General features: G+C 48.5%; 22 protein-coding genes. 3 read left to right on the top strand and 19 right to left on the bottom strand.

The genetic code is table 11. The features are described 5' to 3' along the window. Positions 1–182: 182 nt before the first annotated feature. Positions 183–1,664, bottom strand: a complete 1,482-nt coding sequence (locus B9D94_RS13090; RefSeq protein WP_036637737.1) for an alanine/glycine:cation symporter family protein — start codon at positions 1,662–1,664, stop codon at positions 183–185. 557 nt (positions 1,665–2,221) lie between these two features. Beyond that, positions 2,222–3,622 carry an FAD-binding oxidoreductase gene (locus B9D94_RS13085; RefSeq protein WP_148247210.1) on the bottom strand — a complete coding sequence of 467 codons (1,401 nt, stop codon included), beginning with the start codon at positions 3,620–3,622 and terminating at the stop codon, positions 2,222–2,224. A gap of 285 nt (positions 3,623–3,907) precedes the next feature. On the opposite strand from B9D94_RS13085, the gene B9D94_RS13080 reads away from it, so the two are divergent. After that, on the top strand, positions 3,908–4,525 hold the full coding sequence (locus tag B9D94_RS13080) for a TetR/AcrR family transcriptional regulator (RefSeq protein WP_006210368.1): 618 nt from the start codon (positions 3,908–3,910) through the stop codon (positions 4,523–4,525). On the opposite strand, the gene B9D94_RS13075 is transcribed toward B9D94_RS13080, so the two are convergent. Both B9D94_RS13075 and B9D94_RS13070 read right to left on the bottom strand, forming a co-directional pair. Next, a complete protein-coding gene (locus B9D94_RS13075; RefSeq protein WP_301337250.1) occupies positions 4,522–4,806 on the bottom strand; it encodes an SDR family NAD(P)-dependent oxidoreductase in 285 nt (94 codons plus the stop codon). The two genes, B9D94_RS13080 and B9D94_RS13075, sit on opposite strands and share 4 nt — an antisense overlap. 494 nt (positions 4,807–5,300) lie before the next feature. Beyond that, positions 5,301–5,939 (bottom strand): nitroreductase family protein, encoded by a 639-nt coding sequence (locus B9D94_RS13070; RefSeq protein WP_006210373.1) that lies wholly within the window; start codon positions 5,937–5,939, stop codon positions 5,301–5,303. Between the two features lie 117 nt (positions 5,940–6,056). Here B9D94_RS13070 and B9D94_RS13065 point away from each other — a divergent pair, with 117 nt between their 5' ends. Continuing rightward, a complete protein-coding gene (locus B9D94_RS13065) occupies positions 6,057–6,416 on the top strand; it encodes a MerR family transcriptional regulator (protein ID WP_148248776.1) in 360 nt (119 codons plus the stop codon). On the opposite strand, the gene B9D94_RS13060 is transcribed toward B9D94_RS13065, so the two are convergent. The 15 genes from B9D94_RS13060 to B9D94_RS12990 form a co-directional block, all read right to left on the bottom strand. Continuing rightward, positions 6,413–7,375, bottom strand: a complete 963-nt coding sequence (locus B9D94_RS13060) for an NAD(P)H-dependent flavin oxidoreductase (protein WP_148247209.1) — start codon at positions 7,373–7,375, stop codon at positions 6,413–6,415. The genes B9D94_RS13065 and B9D94_RS13060 overlap by 4 nt on opposite strands. A 5-nt stretch (positions 7,376–7,380) precedes the next feature. Beyond that, entirely contained in the window at positions 7,381–8,181 is an 801-nt protein-coding gene (locus B9D94_RS13055; RefSeq protein WP_148247208.1) for an energy-coupling factor transporter transmembrane component T family protein, read from the bottom strand. Between the two features lie 2 nt (positions 8,182–8,183). After that, positions 8,184–9,032: an ATP-binding cassette domain-containing protein gene (locus tag B9D94_RS13050; RefSeq protein WP_148247207.1), complete on the bottom strand. Its 849-nt coding sequence runs from the start codon at positions 9,030–9,032 to the stop codon at positions 8,184–8,186. Continuing rightward, a complete protein-coding gene (locus B9D94_RS13045) occupies positions 9,017–9,826 on the bottom strand; it encodes an energy-coupling factor transporter ATPase (RefSeq protein WP_148247206.1) in 810 nt (269 codons plus the stop codon). Before B9D94_RS13045 ends, B9D94_RS13050 begins: the two co-directional genes overlap by 16 nt. Further along, positions 9,820–10,647 (bottom strand): SDR family NAD(P)-dependent oxidoreductase, encoded by an 828-nt coding sequence (locus B9D94_RS13040; RefSeq protein WP_148247205.1) that lies wholly within the window; start codon positions 10,645–10,647, stop codon positions 9,820–9,822. Before B9D94_RS13040 ends, B9D94_RS13045 begins: the two co-directional genes overlap by 7 nt. Continuing rightward, complete coding sequence (locus tag B9D94_RS13035) at positions 10,644–10,994, bottom strand: MaoC family dehydratase (protein ID WP_006210380.1); 351 nt, start codon at positions 10,992–10,994, stop codon at positions 10,644–10,646. The genes B9D94_RS13040 and B9D94_RS13035 overlap by 4 nt, the downstream gene beginning before the upstream one ends. Next, positions 10,979–11,371 (bottom strand): FAS1-like dehydratase domain-containing protein, encoded by a 393-nt coding sequence (locus B9D94_RS13030; RefSeq protein ID WP_006210381.1) that lies wholly within the window; start codon positions 11,369–11,371, stop codon positions 10,979–10,981. The genes B9D94_RS13035 and B9D94_RS13030 overlap by 16 nt, the downstream gene beginning before the upstream one ends. Next, positions 11,368–12,519: a thiolase family protein gene (locus B9D94_RS13025; protein ID WP_063480699.1), complete on the bottom strand. Its 1,152-nt coding sequence runs from the start codon at positions 12,517–12,519 to the stop codon at positions 11,368–11,370. Before B9D94_RS13025 ends, B9D94_RS13030 begins: the two co-directional genes overlap by 4 nt. Next, entirely contained in the window at positions 12,516–14,009 is a 1,494-nt protein-coding gene (locus B9D94_RS13020) for an AMP-binding protein (RefSeq protein WP_148247204.1), read from the bottom strand. Before B9D94_RS13020 ends, B9D94_RS13025 begins: the two co-directional genes overlap by 4 nt. Before the next feature lie 64 nt (positions 14,010–14,073). Further along, positions 14,074–14,628, bottom strand: coding sequence for a biotin transporter BioY (locus tag B9D94_RS13015; RefSeq protein WP_148247203.1), 555 nt, complete (start codon positions 14,626–14,628; stop codon positions 14,074–14,076). Between the two features lie 153 nt (positions 14,629–14,781). Then, the gene (locus B9D94_RS13010) at positions 14,782–15,141 is read right to left on the bottom strand and encodes an MBL fold metallo-hydrolase (RefSeq protein WP_063480696.1); all 360 of its coding nucleotides are present in this window, start codon (positions 15,139–15,141) and stop codon (positions 14,782–14,784) included. 98 nt (positions 15,142–15,239) lie between these two features. Next, positions 15,240–15,656 carry a DUF1761 domain-containing protein gene (locus B9D94_RS13005; RefSeq protein ID WP_148247202.1) on the bottom strand — a complete coding sequence of 139 codons (417 nt, stop codon included), beginning with the start codon at positions 15,654–15,656 and terminating at the stop codon, positions 15,240–15,242. A gap of 47 nt (positions 15,657–15,703) precedes the next feature. Beyond that, positions 15,704–16,243 (bottom strand): DinB family protein, encoded by a 540-nt coding sequence (locus B9D94_RS13000; protein ID WP_148247201.1) that lies wholly within the window; start codon positions 16,241–16,243, stop codon positions 15,704–15,706. Between the two features lie 126 nt (positions 16,244–16,369). After that, positions 16,370–16,774 (bottom strand): nuclear transport factor 2 family protein, encoded by a 405-nt coding sequence (locus B9D94_RS12995; RefSeq protein WP_063480695.1) that lies wholly within the window; start codon positions 16,772–16,774, stop codon positions 16,370–16,372. A gap of 87 nt (positions 16,775–16,861) precedes the next feature. Next, entirely contained in the window at positions 16,862–17,329 is a 468-nt protein-coding gene (locus B9D94_RS12990; protein WP_006210391.1) for a DinB family protein, read from the bottom strand. A gap of 197 nt (positions 17,330–17,526) precedes the next feature. On the opposite strand from B9D94_RS12990, the gene B9D94_RS12985 reads away from it, so the two are divergent. Further along, positions 17,527–18,429, top strand: coding sequence for a LysR family transcriptional regulator (locus B9D94_RS12985; RefSeq protein ID WP_036637708.1), 903 nt, complete (start codon positions 17,527–17,529; stop codon positions 18,427–18,429). Positions 18,430–18,446 lie beyond the last annotated feature (17 nt).

Genomic DNA, 18,446 nt, shown 5'->3' with positions numbered 1-18,446 from the left:
ATGTCAAAACAATGACGATTATCGTACAGGTGCAAATGGCGAAGATGTCAGCTCAACCTCAACATCCCCAAACCCTAATCTTCTTGGCAGAGCCGCCTCATCATAAAAGCAAAAAGAAACTGCGATGGACGCAGCTTCTTTTTGCTGATCTTTTTGCTGATCCAATCATATGAACCAGACACTTACATATGCACCGAATTGTTCTTGTGCTGCTGTGATGGAGAATCGATTGGAGTGTATTCCTTCTCCCAAAAGTCTGCATTTTTAATCCCCAGCTTGACAGGATCGAATACCGGATCCTTGCCCTCCTTCTTCTGCCGCTCGTAATCGCGAAGGATTTTCAACGCCGGCTTAGTCAATAACAGTATAGCTATAATATTCAGCCAGGCCATACTTCCTACGCCAATATCACCAAGTCCCCATGCCAAGTCGGCTGTTCTGATGCAGCCATAGAAGGTGACAATCAAAATAGCCGCTTTCAATACATATTCCATCCAAACCCGTCTGAATTTTTGGTTAATGTAGGCCAGATTCGTCTCCGCCATATAGTAATAAGCCATGATCGTCGTAAAGGCGAAAAAGAATAGCGCAATAGCAACAAACGCAGAGCCAAAGCCAGGAAGCAGCGTCTCAACTGCCCGTGTCGTATACACAGGCCCCGGTCCAACGTCTCCCAGATTATTCACAATAGCGCCGGCTCCTTCTGGCGTTACATTGTACATTCCGGTGATCAGAATCATGAATGCGGTAGCTGAACAGACGAATAAGGTATCGATATAGATCGAGAACGATTGGACTAGCCCTTGCTTGGCGGGATGTGACACTTCACTGGCCGCCGCTGCATGAGGAGCTGTCCCCTGTCCCGCTTCATTGGAATAAATGCCCCGTTTCACTCCCCAACTGATAGCTGCCCCCAAAATTCCACCGAAAGAGGCATTTGCACCGAAGGCGCTGGAGAAGATCAGGCTGATCATAGCTGGAAGCTCATTTATATTACTAATAACTATAATAAGTGCAATAATGATATAACCAACGGCCATAAAGGGTACAGCGACCTGGGCAACCATAGCAATGCGTTTAACGCCACCGAAAATAATCGCACCCAGAATCAGTACAAGCACCGCGCCGATGATGGCAGGGTTAATGTTAAAGGCCGATTCCATACTTACTGCAATACTATTGGCTTGCACTCCGGGAAGCAGCATCCCCGTTGCAATGACCGTTACAATCGCAAATAGGACTGCGTACCACTTCATATTCAAGCCTTTTTCGATGTAATATGCTGGTCCCCCGCGGTACTGACCATTTTGTTTGGTTTTATAGACCTGACCGAGTGCAGCTTCAACAAATGCAGAGCCCGCACCCAGAAATGCAATCAACCACATCCAGAATACAGCTCCTGGTCCGCCATATGCGATTGCTGTTGCCACACCGGCGATATTTCCGACCCCAATTCTTCCGGCAAGAGCCATTGACAGCGCCTGAAATGATGATATGCCAGCTTCGGAACCTTTACCTTGAAACATCAGTTTGAGCATATCCTTGATGTGTCTAACTTGCAAAAATCGGGTTGCAATCGTAAAAAACAAGCCTGTTGCCAAACATAGATAAATCAAAGCGTTACTCCAGATAATTCCGTTTAGCCAATTGACTACGGTCTCCATCCTCTGCCTCCTAAGATTCAAATTCTGGTCTCATTAAGATAAATGAATATCATGTAGTGTAAACGCATGAGGTATATTCAAGGTCCCTCTTTAAACATCACCGCCTTGAATCAAAATCAATCGTCTTTAAATATCCAATTCAATGATAGGTTTCATTACATATTTATATGATTATGGATATTTTTCTACTATTATACTGATTAACGCCCACCAAATGTCAATATATATTTCATTATTTCTTCTCTAAAAGCTGATTTTTCTGAATTAATAAGAAAATAAGGATATTATCTATCATCTTAAGTGAGTATTATGAATCGATTAATGTTCCCATAAATGCTGGCGATGAGGTCCTCCTTAGAATACATACGGTAGGAATTGTGTACCCGAGATGGATACAACTCCGATACGGTCATAATACCGAAGCGTATCCTTCGGAATATTAGCAGCCGTGAAACCTCTTTAATAGAATATTGTTTTTCCATACAAAAAATAACATTGGAGTAAACTCCAATGTTATTACATTTTTTTACTTCAATTTTATTTGTAACCTATATATCCTAACTTTTCTTTTTGTCTAATCTGCGAACGGATCGCTTCCCCACCGGAATACTCTGGGCAAAACGAAATACATTTAACGGATCATACTTTTGTTTCACACGCTTCAAACGGGCAAAGTTCACGCCGTAATACGACTTCGGCCAATTCTTGATCCCCAGATCCGGGAAGTTCACATAGTCTCCTACTACATAGGGACGTAACGCTTTACGGAACCTTTTCACCCACTGAATATTCCGCTGCTGCTCTTTGTCATTCCTCCACCGCGCCGACAGTTCATAAACCGTTTCTGCCTTCCGATGAGGATAGGCTGTTGCAGTCGGAGATACCCTGCTTACCGCGCTGCCGGCACCCCCTAAACTTTGACACCACACGGTAGCATGCTTATTAGGTGCTTTCGAGAGGAAATCGCGAATCATCCGTACCCCTTCAGGAGGTAGAGTCTTATATCCGAAAGCCCCGGTTATTTTAAACTTCGGTTCCAAATTCAGATCTCCAGCGGCAAAAAATTGGGTCGCTTCAATAAAAGGTACCGTTCGCACCATCACTTTCACCGGAGTTCCTACTTGTAGCAAAGGTCGGATCAGTCGACGCAGCTCCTCTGCACCGCCCAGCAATTGCCCCGTCGAGACGATCGTCCCCACCTGCTTGGCAGCCACCTCGATGGTTGAGGTTAAGCGGTTTGTGACCGAAGGTGCCCAGCGCTGCCAAGCCGGAAATACCTTCTCCAGGTCGCGCCATTTCCAGGTTATGCTGTAGATGGAGACTGTCCGGATAGGCCGTACCCGAAACGTATAGCGGGTAGCAATGCCGAAGCTGCCTCCCCCGCCACCTCTTGATGCCCAGAAAAGATCGGAATTTTTTTTCTTATTCGCGATGATCGTCTTCGCCCCATACCTTCCCGAAGCTACAACCATCTTCACCTGTTTCAGGTTATCGCAGGTAAGTCCATATTTACGAGACAACAGTCCAATCCCGCCTCCCAGGGTAAGCCCTGCAACACCCACATCAGGTGCCGTCCCTGCCGGGAGCGCTACGCCCTTATCCCACAGCTTCCTGTATACACGGGCAAGCGGATTGCCTGTCTGCACGTGGGCCACCCTGTTCTTGCGATCCACCTTCACCTTATTCATTGCACTCACATCGATAACAATCCCGCCATTGATTGTCGAAAATCCTTCATAACTGTGCCGCCCGCTGCGCACTCGCAGACGTACGCCCCGTTCACGAGCCCATTTGACGGCATTGATCACATCCTGTGTTCGTCTGCAAAAAACGATGACCCGTGGAAACTTGGAAATGCGCCTGTTGTATTCCATTCTGGCCGCACGGTACGACGGGCTGCCCGGGACCACAACCCTTCCGGTCAACCTCGTACCTGCTTTTATTGGCTTCAGTGCCATTGAATCTCACCATCCTCGTACATGTAATAAACCGTTCTTATCTGCTTATTCCTATGTGGGGACACTTGACCCGGTAACGGCACCTGCCTTGTAAGGCGGGTTTGATTTTGGATTATATGATTAGGACAAGCCTTCGTTTCTCACAAAATCAAACAACGTGTTGTTTAACTATACGATTTTTATTATAATATCATGTAACAGTCAACCATGTTCGAATCGTTCCTGTGCCAGGTATCGGCACTATTTGTCTGTGTATACATTTTTTAAAAAGGAGTTGGCTTAAGAATGCGAGAACCGAGCAAAGATTTGCGAATTATTCGAACGAAAGAGTTCATCCGTGAAGCCTTGATTGATTTAATTGAGGAAAAAGGATTCGAAGCCATTACAGTTAAGGATATTACAACGAGGGCCAGAATTAATCGCGGAACCTTCTATGCGCATTATCAGGATAAATTTGATTTAATGGCCCGATGCCAAGAAGAGTTTATGGACAAAATGAGGGACATCGTTAAACAAAAAGTTACGGACGTTAATGTAGATGCAGATTCGAATGTACCCCCAACGCTGCCCCTTAATGTCATGGTTTCCATGTTTGAGTATTTGGATCAGAACCGAAAGTTTATGAGGGCCGTATCCGGTCCCAAAGGTGGCCTATCCTTCCAAACAAAAATGAAGGAGTTCTTGTGGAATACATTGTTTGTTAGAAAAGAGTTCCCTCTGGTAAAGCAAGAGAAATTGCTTGTTCCCAGCGAGTACTTAATTGCCTATTTGGTTTCGGCCCATATCGGTGTCATTGAGCAGTGGCTGAATGGCAACGGAACCGAATCTCCTGAAGAGATGGCTCGTATTCTTGCAACAATTACGGTGAAAGGTCCATTCACGGCGGCCGGATTGAAGAATTAGAGAATAGAGAAAACCCACTTTTTAGAATCTTCCACGCTGCTGGAATCTGCCTGAACGGCAACAACCTTTCCTCCCATTGCGGCGATTTTTGCCTCGACACGTGTCAGAGCCTTTTGTCCTCTGCCTGTCAGCACAACGAAGGCACCAGCCTTAACCATTCGTGTGACAATCGCCTCGCCAATTCCGCGGCTGCCGCCTGTAACTACTGCACACTTACCCTCTAGCGATAACATACGATCAAACGGTACAGGTGTAGGAATCGATAATGAAAAATCACTCATAAAAAGAACTCCCTTCATAATTAAATTCCAGAAGAGGCAAACCCGTATTAGGTTCCCCTATCCTCTCTGTTCATGTTACCCACTCTGTTCTCCTTGCATAGAAAAAAACCAACAACGCGTTGTTTTTATTAAACAACTTCTATTATAGAAATAGTTCACACATTTCAACAACGATCAGATATGCCCGGTGTGTTGGGTATCCAACAGCATTCGTAAATGTGCTAATTTTTTCAAGTTAATTTTGCTTAGAGACAACAAGAAGGGCACTCGACTCGAGTCCCCTTCTTGTTATTGGGTTATGACTGGCGGTGAAGCTCCAAAACTTTAATAGGATCTAGCAGCCAAGGAAACCCAGTAAGGCCTTCCACCAGCCAAAAGATTGCCGTATACTAGAAGTTTCATACAACACTCGCTCATTGTCCCCCAGCCAAACACGTAAATTTACTCCATCCGATTATGCCATAATCAAATGTGACCTCATCTCCACCGCCAGGTTACTTCCAAAAAGTAATTCTATCGGAACCTAATCGAACTGATTCATAACCTTCTTCTTTGGCTTTTCCTATAGAGATCATCATTACGGGAACATAGCGTTCTTCATCTAGATCAAATGCTTTTGCCAGTTGATCAACTTCGAAGCCCGCCATTGGATTCGTATCATACCCATGTGCACGAGCTATTAACATGAACTGCATCGCAAAAAGGCTGCTGTCGACTTTGGCAACTTCAACCTTCACTTCTTTTGGAAGTGTCGGAAACATGGACAGAATGGTTTCCAGCTGACGATCTCGTACTTCGGCTGGCATTTTCCCTTGCTCCACAGCTGTATTGTAAATATCCTCGGCATTCAAATAGCTTTGAGTATCGCCAAAAATTAATAACATGGCCGAGGAAGTATCGTTTTGTAATGTATTAAAACGTACAAGAGGTCTTAGTTTTTCTTTTCCTTCCGGAGTATCAACCACGATAACACGCCAAGGCTGCATATTTGCGGAGGATGGAGCCAAGCTGGCTTCCGTAATCATTTCGCTCATTTCTTCTCTCGATATTTTGATACTCTCATCATACTTGCGGACAGAACGTCGCCCCTTAACTACATTGGCAAAATCGTTATTCAGAATATGGTTAAACATCGAATCTCTCCTTTTGATAACATTCATTTTTTTGACATGGTGTATGTCGTTCGTTATCATAATCGTATTATGAACTATAAACCTAAGTTTATAGCAAGAGAGAGAAGGGGCCGCAATATGAAAATAAATGAGGTTTCAAAATTAACAGGTCTGCCTATATCAACATTGAGATTCTATGAACGCAAAAACCTGATCCCGGACAGGTTTGTTGCAAGAGATGAAAACAATTACCGTATTTATTCAGAAGAGATCGTTGAATTCCTCGATGATGTCAAGGTGCTCCTGTCCGTAGACTTTTCTATAGAAGAATTAAGTACGCTAGTTAATCAACAAATTGACTTGGCATACGAGGATAAGAAAATGATCGTTGAACAAAAAATCAAAGAAATCGAAGATATCCAGAAGCGATTAAGAAAGTCAAAGAAATTCTTGAACACTATCCTGGAAGGAAAAGCAAACTTTCAAACGAAGTGTTAAGAACTTCCCCACGCATGACGGATACGCCCTGCCTCCGCAATCATTCGGTTGATCAGTTCGGAAACGGTAGGGATATCTTCAATCAATCCAGTCACCTGCCCAGCCCAGCCGAACCCCTCCTCTTCATAACCGTCGTGAATCCAGCGTCGGTTTACCTGACCGCGAATCAAGTGTTGGATCTGCTCATAACCGGGTGTCCTTTGCTCGGTCTCAACAATATGCTGGGCAAAAGCATTGCGCAGCACCCTCCCCGGAGAACCGATGGACGCTTTAATGATCGTTGTGTCCGTCTCTGAGCTGCTGACCAGCGCCCGTTTATAGGATTCGGAGGCATGCACGCATTCCTGTGTGGCAATAAAACGAGTACCCATGACGATTCCTTCCGCGCCCAGAGCCTGAGCAGCCATCCAGCCTCGGCCGTCTCCAATTCCACCTGAAGCAATGACGGGGATTTGCACCGCATCCGCAATGCTGGGCAGCAGTACCATGGTGCCCACTCCGTCGCGTCCAAGATGCCCTCCACCTTCATTGCCCACAACAATGACTGCGGATGCGCCAAGCGCCTCCGCTTTTTGCGCCTGTCTGCGTGATGAGACAAGCACCAGTGTGATTATATCCGTTCTCCGCAGCTCATTCAGCATGTCAGTCGGGTTGCCTCCTGTAATGGATACCACCGAAACGTTCTCTTCCTTGATGACCTGCAGACGGTCTGCAAGATCCGCTCGCTGCATGCCCAGAGCAAGATTGACCCCGAACGGCTTGTCCGTTAAGGCATGAATCCGCTGAATTTCGCAGCGCAGGGAATTCGCATCAGGAAGACTCATAGCCGTAATCTGCCCAAGTCCGCCGGCATTGGATACGGCTGCTGCCAGATCGGCATAGCCAAGGTAAGCCAATCCCCCTTGAATGATAGGATACTGAATGTTCAGAAGATCCGTAAGACGTGTGCTCCATTCCATATCTATTATCCTCCTGTGAGCAGAAGCAGCACGAAGATGAAACCGATCGTGCATCCTCCTGCCCTAAAGTCCGTAGTCGTCAATCTCAATACTCGGTAAGAGCTCCTGCCCTTCCCGTTACCATAAGCTCTGGCGTCTATGGCCAGCGATAACTGCTCCGCGCGTTGAATGGTCGTCATGAAGAGCGGCACTACAATGGGAATATAGGCAAGCAGCCGCTTGGGCAGCTTGAGGGCGGTGATATCATATCCCCTTGCCTTTTGGGCGAGCATAATGCGTTCCAGTTCTTCCATAATGGTGGGAATAAAGCGTATGGCAATCACCACCATCAAGGAAATCTGTTCAACGGGTACATGTAATCTGGACAGCGGCGACAGCAGCTTTTCCAATCCCAGAGCCAATGCCAACGGCTTGGTGGTCAGGGTAAGGATTGAGGCAAGAAGGATCATCAAGCCGATACGCCAGACGACAACCGTTCCCGTCTCGATGCCTTCCGCTGTCAAAGATATGAACGACCAGGACCACAATATCGTTGTACCCGGAGTAAGAATGGCGTTATATGTCCAGGTAAACACTAAAATGAACCAGACCGGCTTTAATGTCCGCAAATACATCCATATGGATATATGAGACAGCCCCATGACGATAAGAACAAAAGCTGTGGCAGCAGCGTAATCGACCCAAGTCCGTAGTGCCAAAAAACTAACCATCATCAGAACCATGCCAAGCAGTTTCGTTCGAGGGTCCAATCGATGAATCAGGGAATCTTGTTCGATGAATTGTCCAAACAGTATATTTTTCTGCATATTTATTGCCCTCTAACTTCCCAGAACGGCAGCACCGCGTCCAGAATATCCTTCTCTCTGCAGCTGCTCACTCCGATGCTTCGGCCAGACAGCTCCTCCACCAATCTCATAAGCTGTACAGCTTCAGGCAGAGGAAGTCCTGCTTGCTCCAGAAGGTCGGATCGCTCAAAAAAAAGCGTATGGGTATCCTCATGTCCCAGAAGTTGCCCCTGATGGAACACCATGACCTCGTCCGAAAATTCGGCAACATCCTCCATCTGATGCGAGATGAACACGATCGTTCGGTTCTCTGCCTTCTGCCATGCCTGCAGCATGCGCAGGAGTGCAAACCTGCCCGCCGGGTCCAATCCAGCCGTCGGCTCATCCAGAATGAGCAGTCTCGGATTCATGAGCAGCACCGAGGCAAGAGCCACCCGCCGTTTTTGCCCACCACTTAATTGGAGGGGAACCCAAGGCAGCAGTTCCCTCCCCATACCCACCAATGGCAGGATCTGCTCGATAGCCTCTTCGATTCGCCCGGATGACCAACCCTGCATGCGAGGTGCGAATGCAAGTTCCTTGTATACGGTGCTTTCGAATATTTGATGCTCCGGATACTGGAATACAAAGCCGATGTCGGTTATAACGCTGCTATGTCCCTTGGCGTTCTTCGGGGTAGGGCTCTGATTAATGAAATACTCACCTTCGGATAACGGGAGCAGCCCCTTCAGTGCATGGGCGAAGGTAGACTTTCCGGCACCGCTCGGTCCAACAACCGAAATCCACTTCCCCTCCCCAAGGGTGCAGCTCACATCTCGCAGTGCAACCCGATCCGCGAAGCGTACACTTGCCTGATTCAACGCATAGACCATTGCGATCGGGTCCACTCCTTCCAATCCGGTATTAATGGAGCTGCCGGACCAGCTTTACTAAGCGATTGCCGGAGCCTTACGGCAAACGGCGCATGAAGTCCGTAATCGGCCAATGCCACCGTTTCAAACAGTACTGCCGGCGTTCCATCATACGCAATATGTCCTTCATGCAGCAGCAGAACACGTTCGGCATGCAGGACCTCATCCATGTGATGCGTGATGTGTACAATCGTCACACCCTGACGATGAAGCTCCTGCATGATCAGCAGCATCTGCTGTCTTCCCTCTGGATCAAGCATGGAGGTCGCCTCATCCAGAATGATCATGTCAGGCTGCATGGCAAGGACGGCTGCAATGGCAGCACGCTGCTTCTGTCCACCGGACAACTGATGCGGCATGGCTTCCGCTTCATTCTCCAATCCAACAGCCTTCAGAACCAGATTCAGGCGAGCATGCATTTCATCCCGCGGAATACGGAGGTTCTCCATGCCGAACACAATCTCATCCGTCACTGTTGTTGTAATGAACTGATCATCAGGATTTTGAAAAACGATGCCGATACGACGGTGAATACCTGCTGCCACTTCGGGCTCTGTGGTGTCCAGCTTGTTGAATTGGACGCTGCCCTTCTTCGGCAGCAGCAAGCCCTTCATTAACTTGGCCAGGGTGGATTTACCGGAACCATTCCCGCCGACGATGGCAAGAAACTCTCTCTTCTTCACGGCAAAGCTAATCTCATCAAGAACCGACTGTCCCTTACGATAATAAAATTGAACCTGATTCAACGTTAACATCTCCCGCCTCCTCTCCTGTTTCTCCAGCTGTCGAAAATGGCTGCTGCATCGCCGCTTTTGTGAATGATCGAGGGCTTCTGCCACAAGGTCACATCGGAGCCATTGACACCAAACGTCTCCCCTGTAAGATCCGTATCGGGCTGTTCCAGCAAAAGCTTCACGAAACACGCAACATCATCACTTTCACCTACCTTCCAGTGCTCGGGAAATGGCTCATTGCGCTGGGCATATTTTTCGGTCAAAAACTCGATTACAGGACGGGTCATATCGGTCAGGGCTACTGGCGCAATCGCATTGATGCGAATACGGTATCGCCGCAGTTCCTCTGACAGCGTCCATACCATGCCGAGCATGCCTGCCTTGGCTGCGCTGTAGTTCACTTGCCCCACGGAACCTTTCAATCCGGCTGTTGAGGTCATCAGTACAATGTCCCCTCCGTGTTCAGTCATGTGTGGCAGCACCCGCCGTATGCAATAAAAGGCGCCATTCAGGTGTACATCAATCACCGTATTCCATTCCTCATCGGTCATGTTCATACATTTACGGTCCCGCAAATTGCCTGCATTATGAATCAAAACATCGATGTTTCCATATTTCGTCACAATGGCGTTGACCATAGCTGTTACTTCATCAGGGTTGGCAACATCTGCACAATAACCCGATGCCTCTCCCCCATGCTGGCGGATGTCCTCCACTACACAATCGATGCCTGGCTGCCGGGTTCCATTAACAGCCACGCGGTAGCCGTGACGGGCCAATCGGAGAGCAAGACAACGCCCGATCCCTCTTGTGGCACCTGTAATCAAAACCGTTTTATTCAAAGATCATCCACCTTTCCGCCAACGGAAAACGAACCATTCGCCAGCGTTTCACCATTCTCCCCTGTCACGGTGACCTGAATCTCATGGTTTGCGCAATCATAATCAAATCGCGCCACCGTATCCGCCCATGCAGGCTTCATAAACCTCATTCGGGAAGACTTGATCCATTGCTCCGAGTGCTGGCTCAAATACATGGAATGGGCAATTCCCATGATGTACATGCCATGGGCAACAGGGCCTTTGAATCCGGCGGCCTTCGCCGCTTCGGGATCGGTGTGAAAGGCAGCCGCATCCCCGGAAGCAGCAGCGAACAGCCTGATCGCTTCCATTGTTATCTTTTTTTCCATGCGTGATCCTCCAGCGATATTAATACCGTCTCTGCACTCACAACCAGTTCTCCCTTGCATCTGCATTCCAGCAAGTGGGTATACAAGGTGAGCGCTCCACTGTGGCCCGTTTTCTGTTCCATTCGAGTGAGGGTCAGCACACAGTCGAGATGAGCGCCGGCTAAGAGCGGTTTCTCATAAGCAAACGACTGGCTGCCATGGATGAACGTACGCTCCTTGTCCAGCCACGGAACATCGGCTAAGGTCCAAAACGTAACCGGCATCGTAGGCGGAGCAAGCCATGTCCCATCGATCTTCTGCAAGGGAGTTTCAATGCTGTGCGCATACGCAAGAATCGCTTCTGGCGTAAGGTGATATGCAAATTCAAGCTTGTTCATTCGGCTGCCTCCACCAGAGTGGCAAGACCCATGCCTCCTCCAATTCCAAGCGCAGCCAATCCGCGTCGAAATGGCTGCCGTTGCATTTCGGCGCATAAACGCGTCATTAGAATTGCACCGGATGCTCCGTAAGGATGTCCCAAAGCAAGGGCTCCTCCGCCAGGATTGACCTTGTGCAACGGGATTTGAAGCTCCTGCAATGATGCAAGCACCTGGGAAGCGAAGGCCTCGTTGAATTCGATGACGTCCAGGTCATCCACCGTCAACTGCTGGCGACGTAACAGGCTGAGAATTGCCGGAACAGGGCCTATGCCCAGCACATGCGGATCGACTCCGGCCACCCTTGCATCCACGATGCGCAGCACGGGCCGAAGGTTCAGCTCCCTGCATTTGTCTCGGGACATCATGAGCACAAGCGCCGCCCCATCATTCATGGGGCATGCATTGCCAGCCGTCACGGTGCCGTTATCGGCAAACACAGGCTTCAGCCGCTGCAGCTTTTCGAGACTTGTATCCGCTCTCGGACATTCATCTGTATCTACCAAGCACCCCTGTACTTCAAGTGGAATGATCTCCTGCTGGAATCGCCCGGTTTGCCGGGAGCGAACAGCCTTTTCATGACTGTCCAGCGCATAACGATCCTGCGCTGCTCTGGATATCCCGTAGGCATGGGCCACGTTTTCTGCGGCCACCCCCATGTCCGGATCACCATAAGCGCTCGGCGTAAAACGGGCACGCGTATACAGCTCAGGCGTCCCCGTCAGCGTCTTCGGCTTGAACATTCTCCAGGGTGCCCGACTCGTGCTCTCCACACCTCCAGCCAGATATATCTCGCCTGCACCGCTCTGAATGAGCCTCGCAGCCATATTGATGGCCTCCAGCCCCGAACCGCATTGACGGTCAATGGTTACGCCGGGCACCGTGACGGGAAGACCGGCCTCAAGGGCGGCCACGCGGCCGATGTTACCGCCCGGTCCAACCACATTTCCGATCACCACATCATCTATCATGTGATGCGGAACGTTGGTTTCCGCTAAGATGTGGCGAATCAGGGGTGCCAGCAGAGCCTCCGGCTCCAGCGAGCTTAATGCTCCGCCAATGCGGCCAATCGGTGTACGTTTTGCCATCACAATGACTGCATCTGTCACAGGATCACCCTTTCCACATTATCCTTCATCACTTTGCGGGCAATTTTCCCGCTGCTCGTATACTGGAACCGATCGATGTCGATGAGTTCTTTGGGTATCTTATAGCTGGCCAGAAACTTCAGACAAAACTGCTTGACCTCATCCAGTGTCCACTGGCGCTCGCCAGCCTGCCACTGAATCAGAGCGGTTACCTGCTCCCCCCATCGATCATTCGGTTTGCCGAATACCATAACCTCCTGTACGGACGGAATTCGCCCAAGCACAGCCTCCACTTCTTCCGGGAATACCTTCAAGCCGCCGCTTTTAATCATATTCTGGGAACGTCCTGCGAGATAAAGATCGTTGTTCAGATCGACATACACGTAGTCGCCTGTCTGAAGCCAGCCATCGCGAAAAACATCAATTGTATCTTCATGAAGCTGATAGTAACCCGTGAACATCATCTCGCTGCGAATGTACAACTGGCCGATCTCACCCACAGGCACCTCCCGAAAAAACTCGTCTCGAATCGATATCTGCACACCGTCAAACGGTCTTCCGAGAGAACCGGGCTTGTCTTCTTTGCCTACATCTATGTAACTGATATAACTCGCTTCCGAAGAGCCATAATATTCATACAATTGGGTATCGGGAAACATCTCGCGACACCGTTGTTTGGATGACTCGGACCATGCACCTCCTGAACTGATCATCGCCTGAATGGATACTTTGCCCGAATCCACTGCAGCGTATTGTAACAAGGAATCAATCATCGTTGGTACGACAAATAAAGTCATATCGGGTACTTTGGAGCACAGGTTCAGGACCTCACGGGCAGCAAACTGCTCCAGAATATGAAAGGTCGCCCCGCTGTAGAGCGACTGCATAAGAGCAAATAGGGACAAGGAATGCACAAACGGACCTGGAGCAAGCACCTGCTCCATCCGGTCTAATTGGAAGGCCTCGCCCGTTGCTTCAAAGCTTCCAAGCCAGGAGACATGGGTGCGCATATAACCCCTGGGGCGACCGGTTGTTCCTGAAGTATAGCCGATAAACAGCAACTCGTTAGTTTGATCCGCATCTCCTGCTGGCTGAAATGACGACAGCCATGTATCGTAGGTTCCCGGGTGTTCATGTTCAGCAAAAGTTAAACACGGAATGGCAGCGTGCTGTTCGTTTATTTTTTCCACATAACGTCTCTCACCAACGATGACCCGAGGCTTGCACTGCTGGATCACCCTTTGCAATTCGGCAACACTCCATTTCGGGTCAAGCAGCACAGGCACGCATCCTGCATACACTGCACCCAGAAATACCTCGACAAACTCGATACGGTTCGCGGACAGCATAGCCATCTTGTCATGCACATAGCCAGACTGCCGGAACCCTTGTGCAATGCGTTTGACCCGCTCTATAAGACTCGCATAGGTAAGCTGTTTCCTACCGTCGGAGATGGCAATTCGACCGGGTGCCTCTGCTGCACGGTTTAGGATGGGCTGTATCAGATTCATTTGTTATCACGCCTATATGTCAGATTTTCCTTCGCGTTTCCGCTTCTTGCAGCGTCGTATAGAGTCAGGAATTGTGTATCTTCTCTTCGATCGGACTGATGGCTTTAAGCTGCATGGCAACGATGGCTGCAATAATAGCTTTGATCAAGTCTCCCGGAAGATATGATAGGGCACCAAGCAGTCCTGCCCAGATGGACGTATTGGTAATCAGCGCCATAACCGGAGCGCCAATCAAGCTCACAAGAATCACGCCGAACACGATATTGATGAGGAGCAGCTTCCATGTCTTGACTTGCGGCCATATCTTCTCCGAAGCCCATCCAATGCAAAAGGCTGCGATCGGCCAGCTAAATATGTATCCTGCTGAGGGTCCAACCAGAACGGCGAGACCACCTCGACCGCCTGCCAATACAGGCAGGCCAATCGCTGCCAGAATGATGAAGATGATGAGACTGAACGCTGCCATGCGTTTGCCCAGGAAGCATCCTGCCAGCATGACGCCCAGGGTCTGTGCCGTGATCGGGACAGGTATGAAAGCTAGAGGAAGTGGCGGAATCAGACCCAATACCGCAATGAATGCAGCGAATAATGCAGCATATACGAGTTCTTTTGTTTTCAAAGTAGTAACCTCCATCGGGAACCAATAACAAGATATTTGATTAGCGTCGACGTCTAATGAATTGAATTATAATGTGCAAGTTTCTAATTGTAAACATAAAAACTATTGTTTTTGGTTGACAATGAAAACAATGCTGAAGCAACGAGGATGCTACTAATAGTGGCAACGGTAGTTGGTTGCTGCTTGTTCGGCTGGAGTTGTGGTTGACGTAGATATGATTTGAGCCGTAGAGGCAAACACTTGATTGCCAAACGTATGGTCACTATGCCAATGCGTGTTGATTACGTAGGAAGCTGTTCTTCCCGTGAGAAACTCTGCGGCTGCCTGCAAATCCTCGGCAGCCTCTATTGTCGTGAATGTGTCCACAACTAGCGTAGAATCACCCAGATCAATGATTGCTGCATTGCCTAATGAGCCCGTACCGGGAACTGAAATCACTGCAAATACGCCCTCAGCAACATCATTCAGCACGAAATGTTTGGAGCCTTTGAACACGACTGTCTCGCTCTTCATGGATACCTCTCCCTTCTCGAATCAAGTCGATTATATACTATTTCATGATCGTCCGAAGAGAAGATTTTTTCTACAAAAGCATAGCTGCTTGGCATCGATTATTTCATAGCTACAAGAATAATACTAGCAAGCAATCCTGAGAGCAAAAAATAGCTTCCGCTGACAAGTCCGTATACAAGCGGCCGTGGGATGTTAGGATTTATCCCCGTATTGATGGTGGTTGAGGCTAATAAGCCTAGTCCAACGATTCCACCAAAAACAATAGCGTCAACATAAGATTCGATCTCGAAAGCATAGATCAGAATCGCCATTGCGATAGTAGTTACCAGTCCACATATCAAGGGTCCCAGAATATAAATAGGAGCCGGTTTTACTTTTGACGAACCCTCCTTGCCTAATGCCAGAGCATACGCCTTCCCAAATAAAACAGTAAACCAAACGCCGCCCAGCAAAGAAAGAGACAATGTAGCGAGCACGATCGAAATCCAATTTAAATTCTGCATGACGTTAAACATATAGTTCCTCCAATGATAAATAACCTCTTATTCTTTCATTTGTTAGCTTATTTAGCGGACTCCTCTACTTCATGAGATCTCGCAGGCTGCCGGTACCAGTAAAGAGAATAATCGTTCATGATAGACGCATGGCCCAGCTGACGCAGCATAGTCGAAATATTGCCCCGGTGGTAGGTGCCGTGGTTGACCGCTTGAATCACAATTTCCGATAATCGCGTGCTGCGCGTTCCGGCGTAGGGATTGTCGAGCACAATGCTTTGCTCCAAGTCGTTTTGGCTTCGGAACCATGCTCTGTATTCTTCGGCTAACTCACGAAAGGCAATTGCGAATTCATCGACAACGTACCCAAGGATTTCTTGTTGCAGCGGAAGGCAGGCTTCCAGCGCTTGGGGCATACTGGTTCCACTCAGAACCTGAAGCCAGCACTTGTCGAGCGCATAGACATGCGCGAACACTTCGCCAATGGTGGAAAACGAGGTGTTTACTTCTTGCTGCAGCACCGAGGACGGCAGTTCCTTGATTCTTCCCAAGAGGGTTTGAATAGCCCATGCGTGATAGTCGAACATTTCTACTGGATGACTTGTCATTCGTATCGTCTCCTTTGACGTGCAATGAATTTGGTTGTTGTATCTGTTGTTATAATAAAAAAAGTAATATGACAACGGTCTGTCATACTACTTCATAAAGTTCGAGCGTACTTTTCTCGTATCGCTTTACGGGTTCTCGTAGTTATTCAACGGCATGCCTACATATTCGCGGAAAGAGCGGATCCGATCTCCCTCGAACTCGAAGATAATCGTAAGTTCGTTGGAGAAAGGCCGCCCATTGAGGGGACCTTCCGAGCGAAATACCACCATTCCGTGATCTTGATCCTCAAGCAAGAGGAGCGGAGTGAGCAACATCTGAAACACCGAGCGCTCGAATCTGATCAATTCCTCGAACCGCTCTTTGCCTTGCTGCTTGTGATTCCATCCCTCCAGCGGAAGCGGGACGAAGAAATGAAAACCTTCTGCAACCTTCTTCAGAAAATTCTCGGTATTCCCTGTTTCTAAAGCCTGCCTGAAGGCATCAAAACATTCGCTGGTTCGAGATGTGACTGCGTCTAGGGATTTTTCCATGACTACCCTCCTCATTATGGTTATTCGTCGATTAATTGAGTCTCAAGTTTTCCTTACGTCTTTTATCTCTCGGCATTCAAACTTTAATTAGCACGAAACCACCTTTAGCTGACTCGATATCGTTCCCAGGTGAATAGATTCATGAATCAGGGCGAAGTTAAACAGCTCGCCGGCGGTGTTGAATTCAAACGGTCCAAAGGCATATGGTGTTGAAAGCTCCTTCTCCAGCAATTCAGGGGTCAATTCAGATAGTCGGGAAAGCTGTGCCTTCAACATCTCGACCAGTTCCTCCTTCGATGGAGGAGCAGACGTCCAATCCGAGGGCTTGGTTCCAGAGCTAAACAGCGTAACATATGAGTCCGGTATAACCGATGGAAAGCCGAGGCTTAGGATAGAATACTGATCCATCCAATAAATGATATGACCGACATTCCAACGAATTGTATTGTTAAACCCTGCCGCTTGGATGTCGAACAACTCCTCGGGGATCGTTTGCACCTGCTGCAGCACCACTTGGCGTACTATTTTTGCAGTGCTGATGATCATTCCAGACATATTCGTTTCCTCCTTTGTTATGGGAACCGCTTGATATGTCCCCAGTATAGGTCCTATGCAACACTTCATCAATGCAGTCGACATTACCGGAACGTTAAGTATAAGTTAACGATAAATCGTTGACAGGATCAGGAAGATGGCGTAACAATAAGCATTGAACATGTATCCAGCGATGTCATGGAAAGCAGGTGTGAGTTATGGAGTTAAAGCAGCTACAGTATTTTATGGCCATATGCGAGGAGCTTCACTTCACGAGAGCGGCTGATAAAATGGGAGTCAGCGCACCCAACATCAGCCAGCAAATAAGGAGATTGGAAGAAGAATTAGGGGTTCTGTTGTTCGATCGCGTGGGCAAAACCATTGTCCTTACAGATGCCGGAGCGATTCTTCGTGAGCATGGTGCAGCTGTGTTCACGCATCTGCAGCAAGCGAGCGACGCCATTGCTGACCTGAAGCAGATGCAAGGCGGATCGCTATCCATCGGCGTCTTGCCCGGCGATGCGGATCTCATGTTTAATGCCTTGCTGCTGAACTTCCATCAGACCTACCCGACCATCTCGCTGTCTCTTCTGGAAACGACAAAAGTAACAGAACAGGTTCTGGATCGGAGCATCGATGTCGGCGTAACCATCGGCCCCGTTGTGGATGAACGTCTCACGTCAATCCCCTTGTTCCATGAGGAGTTTTCACTGGCGGTAAGCAGGCATGATCCTCTTGCCACAGAGAACTTCATTGCCTTGAACAGACTGCATACCTTGAAGATGGTTATGTTCCCACCCGACCATCAATGCCGCAAGCTGATCGATGGCTTTTGCATAAACAACGGGTTTACTCTGCAGCCGCATATGGTGACAACAACGTTGTCCTCCCTCATCCAGATGGTACAGAGCGGAGTTGGCGCTTGTGTGCTGCCTCGGCTTCTACTGGATAATCTTCAACATCCAGATATAAAAGTCGTGCACCTGAAGAATCCTACGCCTTCTCAGGACATTTGTCTGATCTACCGGAGCGATAGATATGTCGGATACGCCATGCGCACGTTCATCAAGGCTTTGAAAGCTTATATCGAGACAGCCATCCACCACTCGAAGTCTTCATGATATCCTGTTGCAAAGGT

Source organism: Paenibacillus sp. Cedars (assembly GCF_003184205.1).
Lineage (GTDB): Bacteria > Bacillota > Bacilli > Paenibacillales > Paenibacillaceae > Paenibacillus_AQ > Paenibacillus_AQ glucanolyticus.
This window is presented reverse-complemented; position numbering and strand designations above follow the sequence as displayed.